Genomic DNA, 13,948 nt, shown 5'->3' with positions numbered 1-13,948 from the left:
GAGGTCATCGGTCGGGGGGAGGAGCCGCCTACGCCGCGACGCTCTCCCGCACCGCGCGCGCCGCCCGCGCCTCGATCACCAGGCTCACCACGAGCCCGATCGCCACGATCACGATCGCCACCCACGGCAGCACCTCGAGCCCCGCGACGTCGATCGCCACACCGCCGACGATCGCGCCGCCGCCGATGCCGATGTTGAACGCCGTCGTCTGCAGCGCCGCCGCGAGACTGCGCAGCTGGAACGACGACGTCCTCAGCATCCGCGTCTGCAGCATCGCCGGGATGCCGCCGAACGCGATGTTCCAGACCACCGCCGCCGCGACGACCAGCGCCGTCGCCTGGGCTCCGGCGGCCGCGGCCAGCCCGGCCAGTGCGAGGACGACCGCCACCGCCGCGATGATGAACCCGACGCGCGGGAAGCGGTCGGTCGCGAAGCCGGCGAGCACGAGGCCGACCGCCCCCGCGCCTCCGAACGCGAAGAGCACCAGCGGGATGCTGTCGGGCGAGAACGAGGCGTTCTCGAGCCACGGCGTGATGTAGGTCGAGAGGGTGTTCTGCCCGATCAGCACGAGCAGGATCACCAGGCACACCCCGAGGATGCGCGGCAGCGAGCGGTCCTTGCGCGCCGGCAGCCGGATCTCCCCGGTCTTCACCGGGATGCGGTGGTCGACGGCGGGCAGGAACTTCACGACCACCAGCGCGAGCACGAGCACGATCCCGCCCAGGATCGCGAAGGTCGGCCGCCAGCCGAAGGCGTGGCCGAGCGCGGTGCCGACCGGAACGCCGAGTACGAACGCCGCGGAGCCTCCGCCCGCCGTGATCGCGGTCGCCCGGCCGAGCTGCTCGGGCGCGACGAGGTGCGCGGAGTAGGCGGCGACGACCGCCCAGAAGAGCCCGTGCGCCAGCCCGCCGAGGATCCGCGCGCCCACCAGAAGCCCGAACGTCGGCGCCAGTGCGGCGAGCACGTTCGCGAGCGCGATGGTGCAGAGCGCGACCAGCACGAGGCTCTTGCGCGAGTAGCGCTGGGTGACGAGGGTCAGCGGAGTCGTCGCGACGACCACGGTCGCCGCGAAGATCGTCACGAGCTGGCCGGTCAGCGAGATGCTGACGCCGAGATCGCGCGACATGTCGGGGATGAGACCGGTCGGCAGGAACTCGCTCGTGACCGAGACGAAGATGGCGCCGGCGAGGGTGAGCAGGCCGATCCAGGGGAAGCGGGGGTTCTGAGGGGTGTTCACGGTGTCCAGAGGGGTGGAGGGGAGACGACCCTCCAGCTTCGCACGAGCGAGCGCCGCATGGGCCCGGCGGGACGGAGAACCCTCGCCTGCGGCGTCGCTACCCGGCGGGACCATCGTCCCTCCCCGGAGAGCGGCGCGGGACGAGAGTGAGCGTGCGGGCGCGACGAAGCGCGCGCCGCGCGACGGCGGCCGCCGCGCGGATCTGCGAGGGAAGCGGGCACTGCCATGTTCGACACGAGCGATTTCTGGACGATCCTCTGGGGATTCTTCTGGGTCTTCGCCTTCATCGCCTATCTGTCCGCGCTCTTCTCGGTGATCACCGACCTGTTCCGCGACCACCAGCTCAGCGGGGGCTGGAAGGCGCTGTGGGTGCTCTTCCTCGTCTTCGTCCCGTTCCTCACCGTCCTCGTCTACCTGATCGCCCGCGGCCGCGGCATGCAGGAGCGCGCCGAGCGCGCGACCCGGCAGATGCAGGCCGTGGTCGACGACTACCGCCGCGCCGCGGTGCCCGCCTCGAGCGCGGCCGACGAGATCGCCAAGGCGAAGAGCCTCGCCGACGACGGCACGATCTCGGCCCAGGAGTTCGAGCAGCTGAAGTCCCGGGCGCTCGGCGCGTGAGCCAGATCGAGTGGACCCCGCAGGGTCCGGTGATCGAGCTGTCCGAGCTGAGCTGCTGGCACCTGCTGAAGGAGGCGTCGTTCGGGCGCCTCGCGGTCACGGTCGACGGTCGGCCCGACGTCTTCCCGATCGACTTCGTCGTCGAGGAGCGGACGATCCTGTTCCGCACCGCCGAGGGGACGAAGCTGCGCGCGCTGGAGGCCGATCCGCACGTCGCGCTCGAGTCCGACGAGCGCTCGGCGGAGGCGGCGTGGAGCGTCGTGCTGATCGGCGAGGCGGCGCCCGACCGGCGCGAGAGGGATCCGATCCGAGCCGCGCGATCACCGCTGCCCGAGTGGATCCCGATCGCCGACCACACCTACGTCCGGATCACGCCGACGTCGGTGCGCGGCCGGTCCTTCCAGCGCCACCTGACGAAGGCCGGGCGCCCGACCGCCTGAGCGCGGGACCATCGGCCCTGTCCCGCGCGGCGGCGAGCCGATCGACTGGTGTCCGGACGGGCACGGGAGGACATCGTGGCAGGCAGGATCGTCGTCGGTGCCCGGGGAGCCGCGAGGAGTCGCGGATGATCGGCTCCGCCCTCTCGGGGATGGCGGGCTGGCGCAGCGACCGGGGACGGCTGACCCTCTCCTCGATGCCGCTCCCCGAGCCCGTGGCCGACGAGCTGGTCGTGCGGGTGCGGGCCTGCGGCCTCTGCCGGACCGACCTGCACGTGATCGACCAGGAGCTGCCGGTCCACCGTCGGCGGGTCGTTCCCGGCCACCAGGTCGTCGGCGTGGTCGAGGAGGTCGGGGCCACCGCCACGGGCTACTCCCGCGGCGACGTCGTCGGGGTCGCCTGGCTGCGTCGCACCTGCGGGAGCTGTCGCTGGTGCCGCTCCGGACGCGAGAACCTGTGCCCCGGCTCGGTCTACACCGGGTGGGACGCCGACGGAGGCTTCGCCGAGTACGTCAGCGTCCCCGCGGCGTTCGCCTACCGGCTGCCCCGTGACGCCGACCCGGTCACCACCGCGCCACTGCTCTGCGCCGGCATCATCGGCTTCCGCGCCCTCGAGCGCGCGAATCTCCCGCCGGGCGGCCGGCTGGGCGTCTACGGCTTCGGCTCGAGCGCTCACATCACGGCGCAGCTGGCGATGGCGGCGGGGGCGGAGGTGTTCGTCATGACCCGCGGCGAGCACCACCGCGCGGCGGCGGCGGCGCTCGGCGTGGCCTACGTGGGAGGAGAGCGCGACGCTCCGCCGTGCCCGCTCGACTCCGCGATCGTCTTCGCCCCCTCCGGGCCGCTGCTGATGGCGGCGCTCGCCGCGACCGATCGCGGAGGCACCGTCGTCGCCGCGGGCATCCACCTCTCGGACATCCCGGCGATGGACTACCGGAACCACCTGTTCCAGGAGCGGGATCTGCGCAGCGTCGCCGCGAACACCCGTGCCGACGGCGACACGCTCCTGCGCCTCGCGGGCACGCTCCGGCTGACTCCGACGGTCACTCGCGTCCCGTTCCGGGAGCTCGAGCGCGGGATCGCCGAGCTGCGCTCCGCCGCCGTCGGCGGCACCCTCGTGCTCACCCTCTGACGGCACCTCGCTCACCGCGGAGGCGGGTCCTCCCGCCCCGGACCGCCCCGGGAGGACCTTCGGCCCCCGGCCCGCGGCGACGCGCGGGCAGTCTCGCGAACGAGGACATCCCGTCCCGGCCCCCTCGCAGCGAGCGGCGGCCACCCGCACCCAGCGAAGGATCACCGCATGAGAGCCGCCGTCGTCACCAGCTTCAGCGCACCCCTCCGGATCGAGGAGCGCGACGTCCCCGAGCCCGGCGCCGGAGAGGTCCTGGTCAGGCTCGAGACCTGCGGACTGTGCCACACCGACATCCACGCGGCGCACGGCGACTGGCCGGTGAAGCCCACGGTGCCGTTCGTGCCGGGCCACGAAGGCGTGGGGATCGTCGAGAAGCTCGGAGCGGGCGTCACGGAGCGCGCTGTCGGAGACCGGGTGTCGATCGCGTGGCTGGGGTACGCCTGCGGAGAGTGCCGGTTCTGCGTCGACGGCCGCGAGACCCTCTGCGAGCAGCAGCGCAACAGCGGCTACTCGGTCGACGGGGCCTTCGCGGAGTACGCCGTCGCGAGCGCGCGGTTCGTCGTGCCCGTTCCCGACGGGATCCCCGCCCTCGAGGCGTCACCCCTGACCTGCGCCGGCGTGACGACCTACAAGGCCCTGAAGCTGGCGCAGATCGTGCCCAGCGAGAAGGTCGCGGTCTTCGGCATCGGCGGCCTCGGCCACCTCGCGGTCCAGTACGCGCGCATCATGGGCGGCGAGGTCATCGCGGTCGACGTCGAGGCCCCCAAGCTCGACCTGGCGCGCGAGCTCGGAGCGGCGCACACGGTCGACGCCTCCGAGGTCGATCCCGTGACCGCCATCCAGGCCGTCGGGGGAGCCGACGTCGCCGTCGTCCTGGCGGCCTCGCCGCGGGTCTTCGAGCAGGCGTTCGCCTCGCTGAACCGCGGCGGCCGCCTCCTCTGCGTCGCACTGCCCGCCGAGGAGCACATGAGCATCTCGATCTTCGAGACCGTCCTGAAGGGGATCTCGGTGATCGGATCGATCGTCGGCACCCGTCAGGACCTCGTCGAGGTCTTCGCTCTGCACGCCGCAGGACGCACCCGGATCATCGCCGAGAAGCGCTCGCTCGAGCAGGTCAACGACGCGATCGACGAGGTCCTCTCGGGCCGCGTGCTCGCCCGGCTCGTCTTCGAGTACTGAGGACCGCCTCCGAGGGCGTGCCGGCCCCGTCGCCCGGTTCTAGCATCCGCGGGCCGTTCCGTAAACGGGTGGTCGGCGGGGGGTGTCCGGTCGTTGTCTGGAGGCATCGGCCCACCCGTCGGGCCGCGAGCCACGGAGTCGTCATGCCCGATCAGTCAGCACCCGATCAGTACGCGTTCACGAACCCCGCGACCCGGTACCCCGACGTCACCCCGCCCGTGCAGCAGCAGCCCGAGCCCGGTCTGCAGTCGAAGATGACGCCCGTGCCCGACCTCGGCGAGGAGAGCTACCGGGGCACCGGCCGCCTCGTGGGCCGTCGCGCGCTGATCACGGGTGCCGACTCCGGCATCGGAGCCGCGGTCGCCATCGCCTTCGCGCGCGAGGGCGCCGACATCGCCCTCTCCTACCTCCCCGAGGAGGAGGCGGATGCGCAGCACGTCGTCGAGCTGATCCGCGCCGCCGGGCGCACGGCGGTCCCGATCCCCGGCGACCTCACCGACGCGCAGTACTGCTCCGACCTCGTCGAGCAGGCCGTCGAGGGCCTCGGCGGACTCGACGCCGTCGTCAACATCGCCGGCAAGCAGATCTGGCAGGACGACATGCTCGAGCTCACCGACGAGCAGTTCGAGACGACCTTCAGGGTCAACGTCTTCGCACCGTTCCGCATCATCCGCGCCGCCCTCCCGCACCTGCCCGCGGGCTCCACCATCATCAACACGGCGTCGGCGGAGGCGCACGCGCCCGCCCCCGACCGCCTCGACTACGCCATGACCAAGGGCGCGATCAACAACCTCTCGAAGGGCATGGCGCAGCAGCTGGCCGCGAAGGGCATCCGCGTGAACGTGGTCGCCCCGGGCCCCACCTGGACCGTGCTGCAGGTCACCGGCGGAGTCGACCCCGAGAGCCTCCCCGACTTCGGCTCGAGCGAGGCCCCGATGGGCCGCGCCGCGCAGCCCGCCGAGCAGGCCCCCGCCTACGTGTTCCTCGCCTCCGCCGAGTCGAGCTACGTCATCGGCGAGACCCTCAACGTCAACGGAGGCATGGTCTCGCCGTAGCGGGCGGGCCTACTTCGCGACGGTCTTGCCGGCGCTCGTCTTGGCGAGCGTCGTGAAGCCGGCCTTCGTGCCCGTGACGGTCACCGTCACCGACTTCCCTGCGTCGGCCGACACCGTCTTGTAGGTCGCGGCCGTCGCGCCCGGGATCGCCACACCCGCGCGCTTCCACTGGTAGCTCAGGGCGACCGGCGCCGGGGTCCAGGTGCCCGGAACCGCCGTGAGGGTCTGCCCGACCTTCGCGGTTCCCGTGATCGTCGGGGTCGCTCCGGTGAGGACGCCGCCGGTGACCACCGCGGTGGCGGCGCTCGACTTGGTGACGGGCGTGTAGCCCGGCTTCGTCGAGGTGACGGAGACGGTGAGGGTCGATCCGGCGTCGGCGGCCTTGAGGACGTAGGTCTTCGCGGTGGCTCCCGAGACGACGACGCCGCTCCTCTTCCACTGGTAGGCGAGCGTGGTGCCCGCGTCCCAGGTGCCGGGGGTGGCGGTGAGGGTCGAGCCGACCTTCGTGGTGCCGGTGATCGTCGGGGTGGGCGCGAGGGTCTGCGCTGCAGCCTTGACCGTGACGGCGGCGCTCGTCTTCGTGACGGCGGTGTAGCCCGACTTCGAGCCGGTCACGCCGACGGTGATCGCGGCGCCGGAGTCGGCGGCGACGAGCGTGTAGGTCGCGGCGGTGGCTCCGCTGATCGCGGTGCCGTTGCGCTTCCACTGGTAGGCGAGGGCGACCGGCGAGGGCGTCCACGTTCCAGCGTTGGCGGTGAGCTTCTGGCCGACCGTCGCGGTGCCCGTGACGGTCGGCGTCGCCCCGGTGATGACGGCGCCGGCGGTGACCGGGCCGCTCGCGGAGGTGGACTTCGTGGCGGGGGAGTAGCCCGGCTTGGTGCTGGTGACCGAGACGGACACGATCGCGCCGACGTCCGTCGACCGGAGCACGTAGGTCTTCGCCGTGGCGCCCGAGATGTAGACGCCGTTGTTCTTCTTCCACTGGTAGGTGAGGGTCGTGCCCGAGTCCCACGTGCCGGGGTTCGCGGTGAGCGTGGAGCCGACGGTGAGGGATCCCGTGATGGTGGGGGTGGGCATCAGGGTCTGCAGGCCGGGAGTGACGGTCACCGGCGCGCTGGTCTTCGTGGCCGACGCGAGACCGGTCTTCGTTCCCGTGACGGAGACAGTGACCGCGGTGCCGGCATCGGCAGCGGTCAGGATGAAGGTCGGTGTGGTCGCTCCGACGATGGAGACGCCGTCACGCTTCCACTGGTAGTTGAGCGCGACCGGCGCGGGAGTCCACGTTCCGGGGACGGCCGAGAGGGTCTGCCCGACAGCGGGGTTGCCTGTGATGGTCGGAGTGGGGCCGCTCACGGACGTCGCGCCGGTGACGGTGGCGGTGGCGGCACTGGTCTTCGTGACCGGGGAGTAGCCCGGCTTGGCGGCCGTTACAGAAGCGGTGAGGGTCGCGCCGAGATCGGCGCTGGTGAGGACGTAGGAGGCACTCGTGGCTCCGGCGATGGTGGTCCCGCCGTTCCGCTTCCACTGGTAGGTGAGGGTGCTTCCGGTGTCCCAGCTCCCCGGCGTCACGGTCAGGGTCTGGCCCACGGTCGTCGATCCGCTGATCAGAGGGGTGGGGGTGGAGACGAGAAGCCCTTTCACGCTCGTGCCGGTCAGGGGTACGACGTGAGGGCTGCCGGGGGCGTCGTCCCTGACGGTCAACTCGGCCGATCGGGTGCCGTCCAGGGTCGGGATGAACCCGATCGGTGCGGTGCAGCTCGCGCCCGCTGGGATGGAGTTCGCGCAATCGCTCGCGCCGAGAGCGAAGTCGGCGGAGTCGGCGCCCGTCACCGCGAGGGAGGTGATCGCGAGCGGTGTGCTGCCGGGGTTGCTGATGGTGACGACCTGCGCGGCAGAGGACCTTCCCACCGCGGTGGAGGGGAACGCGAGTTGCGAGGGCGATGTCTGGATCTGAGGAGGGGCTCCGGTCCTGACGGTCACGGAGGCGCCTTCCCGCGTGACCTGGCCGACGGAAACGGTGACTCCGTCGTTCGATGTCCACGACTGCCCGGAGAGAAGAGTCGCGCTGGAGACGGAGATCCCGTCATCCGGTCGGACGTCGAGGAGGCTCGGGCCTGAGTTGGGGCTGCCGGAGGCGGTCCCCGTCGCGTGCACGATCACGCCTTCCGTCCCGAACCACGGAAGATTCGAGTCGTAGTCGACCGGTTGACGGTATTCGAGCCAGTAGTCCGTGCCGTCCTCGCGGCGGATCACCGCCGCGTGCGTGGTCCGTCCGTCGTCTGCCATGGGAACGAGCGTTGCCGTTCCTCCCTCGGTGAGATCCACCGTTCGTCCGTCGAGCCAGCCGAGGATCGTCTTCTGGGATGCGCTGAAATGACCCACCTTGCGTGAGTCGCCCATCGCATCAAAAGGATCGCCGTAGTCGCTCAGGACGCAGTCGCCGATCAGTCCGCCGTTGCTGCACATGTAGGAGTGGCTGTGCCACAACCCGTAGTTGTGTCCCTGCTCGTGGACCGTCACGCGACGATCCATGTAACCGTTCAACCAGGTGTTCGGGGCGCCGACAGTTCCCCACCCGGCATAGCCGGCGGCGTCGCCGGCGCAATTGGGGAAGTAGACGACGTAGTTGTCGTAAGCCGCGAGGTCGAAGCCCGCAGCTGCCGCAGCTTCTTTGGCCTGATTGAGGATCGGGTACCGGTCGGCGTAACACCCACTGGTCGGGCCGGTGATTTTCATCCAAGGCGTGACGTCGCCGGTCTGCCCGAGCGCGGAGTAGGAAGCGTCGCGATACCAGTTGTTGCTGTCGTCGTACATCTGCGATGCCGCCTGTTCGGGAGTCACCGAATCGGGTGCAGTCCAATTGACGAGCATGGTGAGGACGTGAGTGGTCCCCGAGGTGGGCAGCGCTCCGAGACTCTCAACACCGCGCGCGTTGTTCGCGGTGCCGAGCGGCGTGACGGTGAGAGCTGCGATCCGGTTGCCGGTCAGCAGACCCACGACTCGAGCCTGAATGTTGTTCAGGGTGATGGAGTCGTCGAGGTCGTAGGCGCGTTCGCCGACGAGGAGCACCTTCCGGTACTCATCCTCGAGAGGGGCCTTCGGAAGGTCGGAACCATCGAAGAGCTCGACGGGATCCACCGCGGTGGTCCGGATCGTGCCGGTCAGGTCGACTCTGATCCCCTGGCCGGCGGCCTGCGCGGGCAGTGCGTACAGAGTCGAGGCCAGAAGGACGAGCGCGGCGATCCACGCAGCGGCGACGACCCGCGAGCGGGCAGGGCGGGACAGCGGCATGGTGGGACTCCAGGGAGCGAGCGGCGGGTCGGGTGGCGGTGCTGCGCCTGCAGAGTCCGATCGCGAGACGTTCCGCGGCTATCGGGGGAGGGCAGCTCAGCGTGGTGGCTCTCACAGGGAACGCATAGGACCTGTTCGGGGGCATCGGCCGTCACGGTCGCGGTGACAGCGCCCGATCCGGATCGAATTCACGCCCATGACGAGGTGACCGCGGGCCGGCCCGCACTGCGCTCGCCTGCCCTTCGCCAGTAGAACTACCCATCCGAACGAACCCGACGGGTCACGGAGCAGGCGGGCCGCTCCCTCGAGGCGCCGGCGGGGTCGACGGGCCGACTCCGCGGGGGAGCACGAGTCGGACGGGTGCGTGTCGTTCCTCCACAGGTCTTCTTCGGGTGCGGGTTGTCCCGTTCCGGCCCTCGGGTCGCCCGGGTGTCGGTGGTCCCTGATTCAATATCGGTATGGCAGGAGCGGGTGTGGTGGAGGCGGCGGTGACGCCGCTCGAGGAGGTGCGCGAGGGCGCCGACGAGGTCGGCCGGCTCGCTCGGGAGGCGTCGCCGAGACTGCTCGCCTCCGACGTCCGACTCTACGAGGTGTATCGGGCGGCGCTGGCGATCCCGCTGTCGTTCGCGCGCGGCGGCCTGTCGGCGCGGGAGTCGAACCATCTGGTGGAGCGGTCGATCAGGGCGGAGCTGGCGGTCGGGTCGGGGGTGTCCGAGCGGGACGTGGCGCACGATCTGGAGCGCGCGCACCTGCTCGTGGAGGATCTCCCGGTGACGCGGGCGGCGCTCGCGGAGTCGCGGATGCGGTGGGAGGCCGGGAAGGTGATCTGCTCCGTCGCGGCGACCCTGCCGAAGGAGTCGCTCGCCGTGTTCGACGAGCGCGCGGCCGACGCGGCTGCGACGAGGACCCCGACGCAGCTGCGCCGTTTCCTGGCGCGGCTGCGGGAGGAGCTGCACGAGAAGCCCCTCGCCGAACGGCACACCCGAGCCAAGGAGGACCGGGCGGTGTGGCTGACGCCGGACGTCGACGGGATGGCGACTCTCTCCGCGTATCTGCCGGCGCCGATCGCCGTCGGCGTCTACGACCGCCTCGACCGGATCGCCCGGACACTCCGCGACGGCTCTGCCGGGAGCGACGAGACCCGCACTCTCGCGCAGCTGCGCGCGGATGCCCTCGCCGATCTGCTCTGCGACGGCGACATCGCCGGGACGACGCCCCTCGGCGACGAGCGCGACGCCCCTGCGACCTTCGTGCCCGGCGTGCGCGCCGAGATCCGGCTGACCCTCGCGGCGAGCACCGCGGCCGGTCTCGATGACGCCCCTGCCGACCTCGACGGCTACGGACCCGTCCCCGCCGACCTCGCGCGCGACCTGGTCCGCGTCGGGGCGTCGTTCACGCGGATCCTCACCGACCCGGACACCGGGGCCGTCACCTCCGTCGGCCGCACCCACCGCCTCCCACCACCCCGGATGCGCCTGCGCCTGCAGCTGCGCGACCAGACCTGCCGCTTCCCCGGCTGCACCCGCCGAGCGTCCACGGCGGAGGCCGACCACACGATCGAATGGCGCCACGGCGGCCAGACCACCCTCGAGAACCTCGCCTCCCTCTGCACCGCGCACCACCACGTCCGCCACGGCGACCGTTGGACCTACCGCCTCCACCCCGACGGCACCACGGACTGGACCACCCCCACCGGCCGCCGCGTCACCACCCGACCCCCCGCCCTCCCCGGACGCCCACCCGCACCACCCCCACGGTTCGACGACGACCCGCCACCGTTCTGACGCGCCCGGCCGACCCGTCATCACTCGGCATCGGTGCCGATCGCGACCCCACCGGCGGTGCGACCGTCGCCGACGGAACACGACCGACACCTCGAACGACGGTGCCGGCGCCTCCGCGACGGTGCCGGCGCCTCCGCGACCGTGCCGCGGCTCCGCGACCGCACCCGTCGGCGCGCGCAGCCGCACCGTTCGGTCGACACCGCGACGCCGGATGCCGCCGCTGCGACGGCCGCCGCCGCCTCGGCCGCCCAACCGCGTCTCCACCACCGCGTTTCGCGCAACGCCGTCATGACGGGGACCTCCCCGTGTCTCTCAGGCATGGCTTCCACCCGCACGACACTCCTCGCCTTCGACTCCCGCGTGGCCGGCGCGCTCTTCGCCCGGGCGAGTCCCTCGAGGAGGAGGCACGACGTGCTCGCGATCGCCACCGCAGCGCTGGTCAACGAGCGCTACCTCGACCGCCGGTTCACGATCCCCGGCCTCAGCCGGGAGCTGCGGGTGCCGACGCTCATGCTGCGGCTGCGGTTCCGGCGCTTCTACGCGCTGCCCGTCGAGGAGCACCTCGCCTCGCGGCGCCTCGAGCTCGCGTGCATCCTCATGGAGAGGACGCCGCACAGCCCGGGCGCTCTCGAGGGCATCGCCCGCGCCTCCGGCTACCGCGGCGCCGCCGACCTCGACCGGGACTTCCTCCGCTACCGGCGCACTCCCGCCCTCGCGGCCTGGTTCCGGAGGGCCTCCCGCCCCGCGGTGGTCGAGGGGGCGACGGGGTCGTCACGGCCGAGATGAGACGATCCCCGCGCCGCTCTCCTGCTCACGGTCGCGGCCCTGCTCGTGCTGCTGATCGCCCCCTCCGCCTCGCAGCACACTGCATTCCTCCCGGTCTGAGACGGCACCGTCACCGGAGGCCGTCGAGGAGGCCGAGGTCCCGCGCGAGTGCGAGGCGGCCGGTGTTCAGGTCGGCGGCCACGTCGCGGACGCTCACGCCCGCGGTGAAGGCGCGGGCCCGCATGGCCAGCAGGGCGTCCGCCGGGCTCAGGCGCGTGAGCCTCGAGAGGGTGATCGCCGCGGTGTGGATGTCGCGGCGCGAGAGCAGCGGGTCCGCCCGGTCGCCGTCGTCGGTCATCCGGGCGATGAGGCGGTGGGCGACCACGAGCGTGAGCTCCTCGGCGAGGGCGGTCTGCTCGGGCCGGAACCGCACGGGGAGGCGGCTGTAGAGCGAGACGGCGCCGATGTCGAGGGCGCCGAAGCGGAGGGGCAGGGCCGTCGCGGTCGCGATCCCGTGCCTGCTCAGCGCCGCCTCGACGAACGGCCACCGGCGCCGGTCGTCGGAGTCGTCGCACTGCAGGACGACGGGCCGCCGGGTGCCGAAGGCCTCCCAGGCGGGGCCCTGACCGAGGTCGATCTGCGTCTCGTCGAGGGTCGCGGCGAGCATCGTGGTGACCGCCAGGGTCTCGACGGCGAACGGGTGCCCGAGGGAGGAGGCGGCGGCGCAGTCCACGGGCAGCAGGTCGACCAGCACCTCCAGGGCCGACTCGAGATCGGTGCCCGCCGGGGACGAGGAGGCGCTCATCTCGGCCGGCTGCTCCGCCGGAGACGAGCCTCGGACATGTCCTTCTCCCCCGGTGAGTGCGTGCGCGAGCGACGGTGCGCACGGTCAGCATGTTGAGGAGTCCTCACTCTGTCAACGACGGGCGAGGCCCCGCCTCAGCGCGCCAGGGCGGCCAGCTCGGCGCGGTTGCGGGCGCCGGCCTTGCGCAGCAGGTTCGAGACGTGGAACTTCGCGGTGTTCTCGCTGATGCCGAGGTCGTCGGCGATGCGGTGGTTGGAGGCGCCGAGCGTGATCAGGTGCAGGACCTCGCGCTCGCGGGCGCTCAGCTCGACCACGTCGAGGCCGTCGGGCTGGGCGGGCGGGTCGAGGGGGAGGCGGATCGACAGGGTCGACCCCCATCCGGCGGTCGAGGTGATCTCGAGCTCGCCGTCGAGTCCGCTCACGCGCTCGGCGATGGGGCGCAGCGCCTCGTCGCGGGCGGTCAGCTCGCCGCGGCCGTCGTCGCGGATCTCGATCAGCAGGTTCAGGCCGTCGCAGTCCCACTGGATGCGCACGCGGCGGGTCTCCTCCGACTCGACGGAGGCGAGCACCGCGCTCCGCACGATCGCCCGCGCCGCGTGGGCCACCTCGCCGGGCAGCGCCCGCCCGGTCGCCGGCGGCTCGACGAACTGCACGTCGAGGTCGCCGAAGCGCACCAGCGGCCGCAGGTCGCTCCGGAGGCGCGCGAAGGCTCCCACGACGGGCTCGAGCATCGCGCTGCGCTGCTCGTCGGTCGCGGTGCGCAGCTCGACCAGGGCGTTCGTCGCGATCTCGACCGCTTCGGCCCGGGCCGCGCGATCGTCCAGCCGTGGGGCGCGCAGCGCGGCCAGCACCGACTCGAGAGCGACCGCGTGCCGGTCGGCCTGCTCCGCGACGAGGCGGGCGTGCTCGAGCAGGACCGAGCGGGAGGCGGGTGTCGAGGTCATCCTGCGAACCTACCCGCCTCGCCTACCCGCCGTGACCCGAACCACCCGTTCGGGTAGGGGGTCCTGCTCGGACAGGTGGCGGCCCCGCCCGGGGCGGAGGCGCACGCTGAGGAGATGTCCGACGCCTCGACTCCGCCCGCCGATCCGACCACCGACCCCGCCCGCGCCCTCGCCGCGATCGTCGCCGAGGTCACCGCGGCCGCCGGTGCGCTCGAGGGCCTCGACGAGGTCGCGTCCCTGCTGAACGAGGCCGAGCGCGTCTTCGTGCACGGCGCCGGCCGATCGGGCCTCGCGTTGCGGATGACCGCGATGCGGCTGATGCACCTCGGGCTGCGCGTGCACGTGGTCGGCGATGCGACGACTCCGGCGATCGCCCCCGGCGACGTGCTCCTGACCGCGAGCGGCTCGGGCACCACGGGCGGCATCGTCCGTGCGGCGCAGTCGGCGGTCGACACCGGCGCCCGGGTGGCCGCGCTGACCACCGCCGGCGACTCCCCGCTCGCCGGGCTCGCCTCCGCCGTGGTCGTGGTGCCGGCCGCCGACAAGCTCGACCGCTCGGGGCGCGCCTCGGCGCAGTACTCCGGCGGCCTCTTCGAGCAGGTCGTCGTGCTCACGGGCGACGCGCTGTTCCACGCTCTGTGGAAGCGGAGCGGGGCCGGCGCCGACGAGCTCTGGCCGCGCCACTCCAATCTCGAATGAC

At 72.3% G+C, this 13,948-nt stretch carries 12 protein-coding genes; 8 read left to right on the top strand and 4 right to left on the bottom strand.

Annotated features, from left to right (window positions below; genetic code table 11):
- Positions 1–28: 28 nt before the first annotated feature.
- Positions 29–1,237 carry an MFS transporter gene (locus GSU68_RS17100; protein WP_159909844.1) on the bottom strand — a complete coding sequence of 403 codons (1,209 nt, stop codon included), beginning with the start codon at positions 1,235–1,237 and terminating at the stop codon, positions 29–31.
- Positions 1,238–1,462: 225 nt separating this feature from the next.
- On the opposite strand from GSU68_RS17100, the gene GSU68_RS17095 reads away from it, so the two are divergent.
- The 5 genes from GSU68_RS17095 to GSU68_RS17075 all read left to right on the top strand — a co-directional run bounded on the left by GSU68_RS17095 (position 1,463) and on the right by GSU68_RS17075 (position 5,659).
- A complete protein-coding gene (locus tag GSU68_RS17095) occupies positions 1,463–1,855 on the top strand; it encodes a PLDc N-terminal domain-containing protein (protein ID WP_159909843.1) in 393 nt (130 codons plus the stop codon).
- Positions 1,852–2,295: a pyridoxamine 5'-phosphate oxidase family protein gene (locus GSU68_RS17090; RefSeq protein ID WP_159909842.1), complete on the top strand. Its 444-nt coding sequence runs from the start codon at positions 1,852–1,854 to the stop codon at positions 2,293–2,295. The genes GSU68_RS17095 and GSU68_RS17090 overlap by 4 nt, the downstream gene beginning before the upstream one ends.
- A 125-nt stretch (positions 2,296–2,420) precedes the next feature.
- Positions 2,421–3,425, top strand: a complete 1,005-nt coding sequence (locus tag GSU68_RS17085) for a zinc-binding alcohol dehydrogenase family protein (protein ID WP_244259323.1) — start codon at positions 2,421–2,423, stop codon at positions 3,423–3,425.
- Positions 3,426–3,593: 168 nt separating this feature from the next.
- On the top strand, positions 3,594–4,604 hold the full coding sequence (gene adhP, locus GSU68_RS17080; protein ID WP_159909841.1) for an alcohol dehydrogenase AdhP: 1,011 nt from the start codon (positions 3,594–3,596) through the stop codon (positions 4,602–4,604).
- Positions 4,605–4,747: 143 nt separating this feature from the next.
- A complete protein-coding gene (locus GSU68_RS17075) occupies positions 4,748–5,659 on the top strand; it encodes an SDR family oxidoreductase (RefSeq protein ID WP_159909840.1) in 912 nt (303 codons plus the stop codon).
- 9 nt (positions 5,660–5,668) lie between these two features.
- Here the strand turns inward: GSU68_RS17075 and GSU68_RS17070 are convergent, their stop codons facing one another.
- The gene (locus GSU68_RS17070) at positions 5,669–8,950 is read right to left on the bottom strand and encodes a choice-of-anchor D domain-containing protein (protein WP_159909839.1); all 3,282 of its coding nucleotides are present in this window, start codon (positions 8,948–8,950) and stop codon (positions 5,669–5,671) included.
- Positions 8,951–9,408: 458 nt separating this feature from the next.
- On the opposite strand from GSU68_RS17070, the gene GSU68_RS17065 reads away from it, so the two are divergent.
- Positions 9,409–10,734: an HNH endonuclease signature motif containing protein gene (locus GSU68_RS17065; RefSeq protein WP_159909838.1), complete on the top strand. Its 1,326-nt coding sequence runs from the start codon at positions 9,409–9,411 to the stop codon at positions 10,732–10,734.
- Between the two features lie 318 nt (positions 10,735–11,052).
- Positions 11,053–11,520, top strand: coding sequence for a hypothetical protein (locus GSU68_RS17060; protein WP_159909837.1), 468 nt, complete (start codon positions 11,053–11,055; stop codon positions 11,518–11,520).
- A 109-nt stretch (positions 11,521–11,629) separates the two neighbouring features.
- On the opposite strand, the gene GSU68_RS17055 is transcribed toward GSU68_RS17060, so the two are convergent.
- Both GSU68_RS17055 and GSU68_RS17050 read right to left on the bottom strand, forming a co-directional pair.
- Positions 11,630–12,304, bottom strand: coding sequence for a GAF and ANTAR domain-containing protein (locus tag GSU68_RS17055; RefSeq protein ID WP_159909836.1), 675 nt, complete (start codon positions 12,302–12,304; stop codon positions 11,630–11,632).
- A gap of 134 nt (positions 12,305–12,438) precedes the next feature.
- Positions 12,439–13,248, bottom strand: a complete 810-nt coding sequence (locus GSU68_RS17050) for a LuxR C-terminal-related transcriptional regulator (protein ID WP_159909835.1) — start codon at positions 13,246–13,248, stop codon at positions 12,439–12,441.
- Between the two features lie 114 nt (positions 13,249–13,362).
- Here GSU68_RS17050 and hxlB point away from each other — a divergent pair, with 114 nt between their 5' ends.
- A complete protein-coding gene (gene hxlB, locus GSU68_RS17045) occupies positions 13,363–13,947 on the top strand; it encodes a 6-phospho-3-hexuloisomerase (RefSeq protein WP_159909834.1) in 585 nt (194 codons plus the stop codon).
- The last annotated feature ends 1 nt before the right edge of the window (position 13,948 follow it).

Source organism: Rathayibacter sp. VKM Ac-2759, from assembly GCF_009834225.1.
In the GTDB taxonomy this organism is placed as follows: domain Bacteria; phylum Actinomycetota; class Actinomycetes; order Actinomycetales; family Microbacteriaceae; genus Rathayibacter.
Note: the sequence above shows the minus strand (reverse complement) of the source record. Positions and strands in the feature narration are given on the sequence as shown.

Coding starts and splice junctions, on each gene's coding strand:
- hxlB (WP_159909834.1), top strand. CDS start 13,363: ATGTCCGACGCCTCGACTCCGCCCGCCGATCCGACCACCGACCCCGCC.
- GSU68_RS17070 (WP_159909839.1), bottom strand. CDS start 8,950: ATGCCGCTGTCCCGCCCTGCCCGCTCGCGGGTCGTCGCCGCTGCGTGG.
- GSU68_RS17075 (WP_159909840.1), top strand. CDS start 4,748: ATGCCCGATCAGTCAGCACCCGATCAGTACGCGTTCACGAACCCCGCG.
- GSU68_RS17095 (WP_159909843.1), top strand. CDS start 1,463: ATGTTCGACACGAGCGATTTCTGGACGATCCTCTGGGGATTCTTCTGG.
- GSU68_RS17055 (WP_159909836.1), bottom strand. CDS start 12,304: ATGAGCGCCTCCTCGTCCCCGGCGGGCACCGATCTCGAGTCGGCCCTG.
- GSU68_RS17065 (WP_159909838.1), top strand. CDS start 9,409: ATGGCAGGAGCGGGTGTGGTGGAGGCGGCGGTGACGCCGCTCGAGGAG.
- GSU68_RS17085 (WP_244259323.1), top strand. CDS start 2,421: ATGATCGGCTCCGCCCTCTCGGGGATGGCGGGCTGGCGCAGCGACCGG.
- GSU68_RS17050 (WP_159909835.1), bottom strand. CDS start 13,248: ATGACCTCGACACCCGCCTCCCGCTCGGTCCTGCTCGAGCACGCCCGC.
- adhP (WP_159909841.1), top strand. CDS start 3,594: ATGAGAGCCGCCGTCGTCACCAGCTTCAGCGCACCCCTCCGGATCGAG.
- GSU68_RS17060 (WP_159909837.1), top strand. CDS start 11,053: ATGGCTTCCACCCGCACGACACTCCTCGCCTTCGACTCCCGCGTGGCC.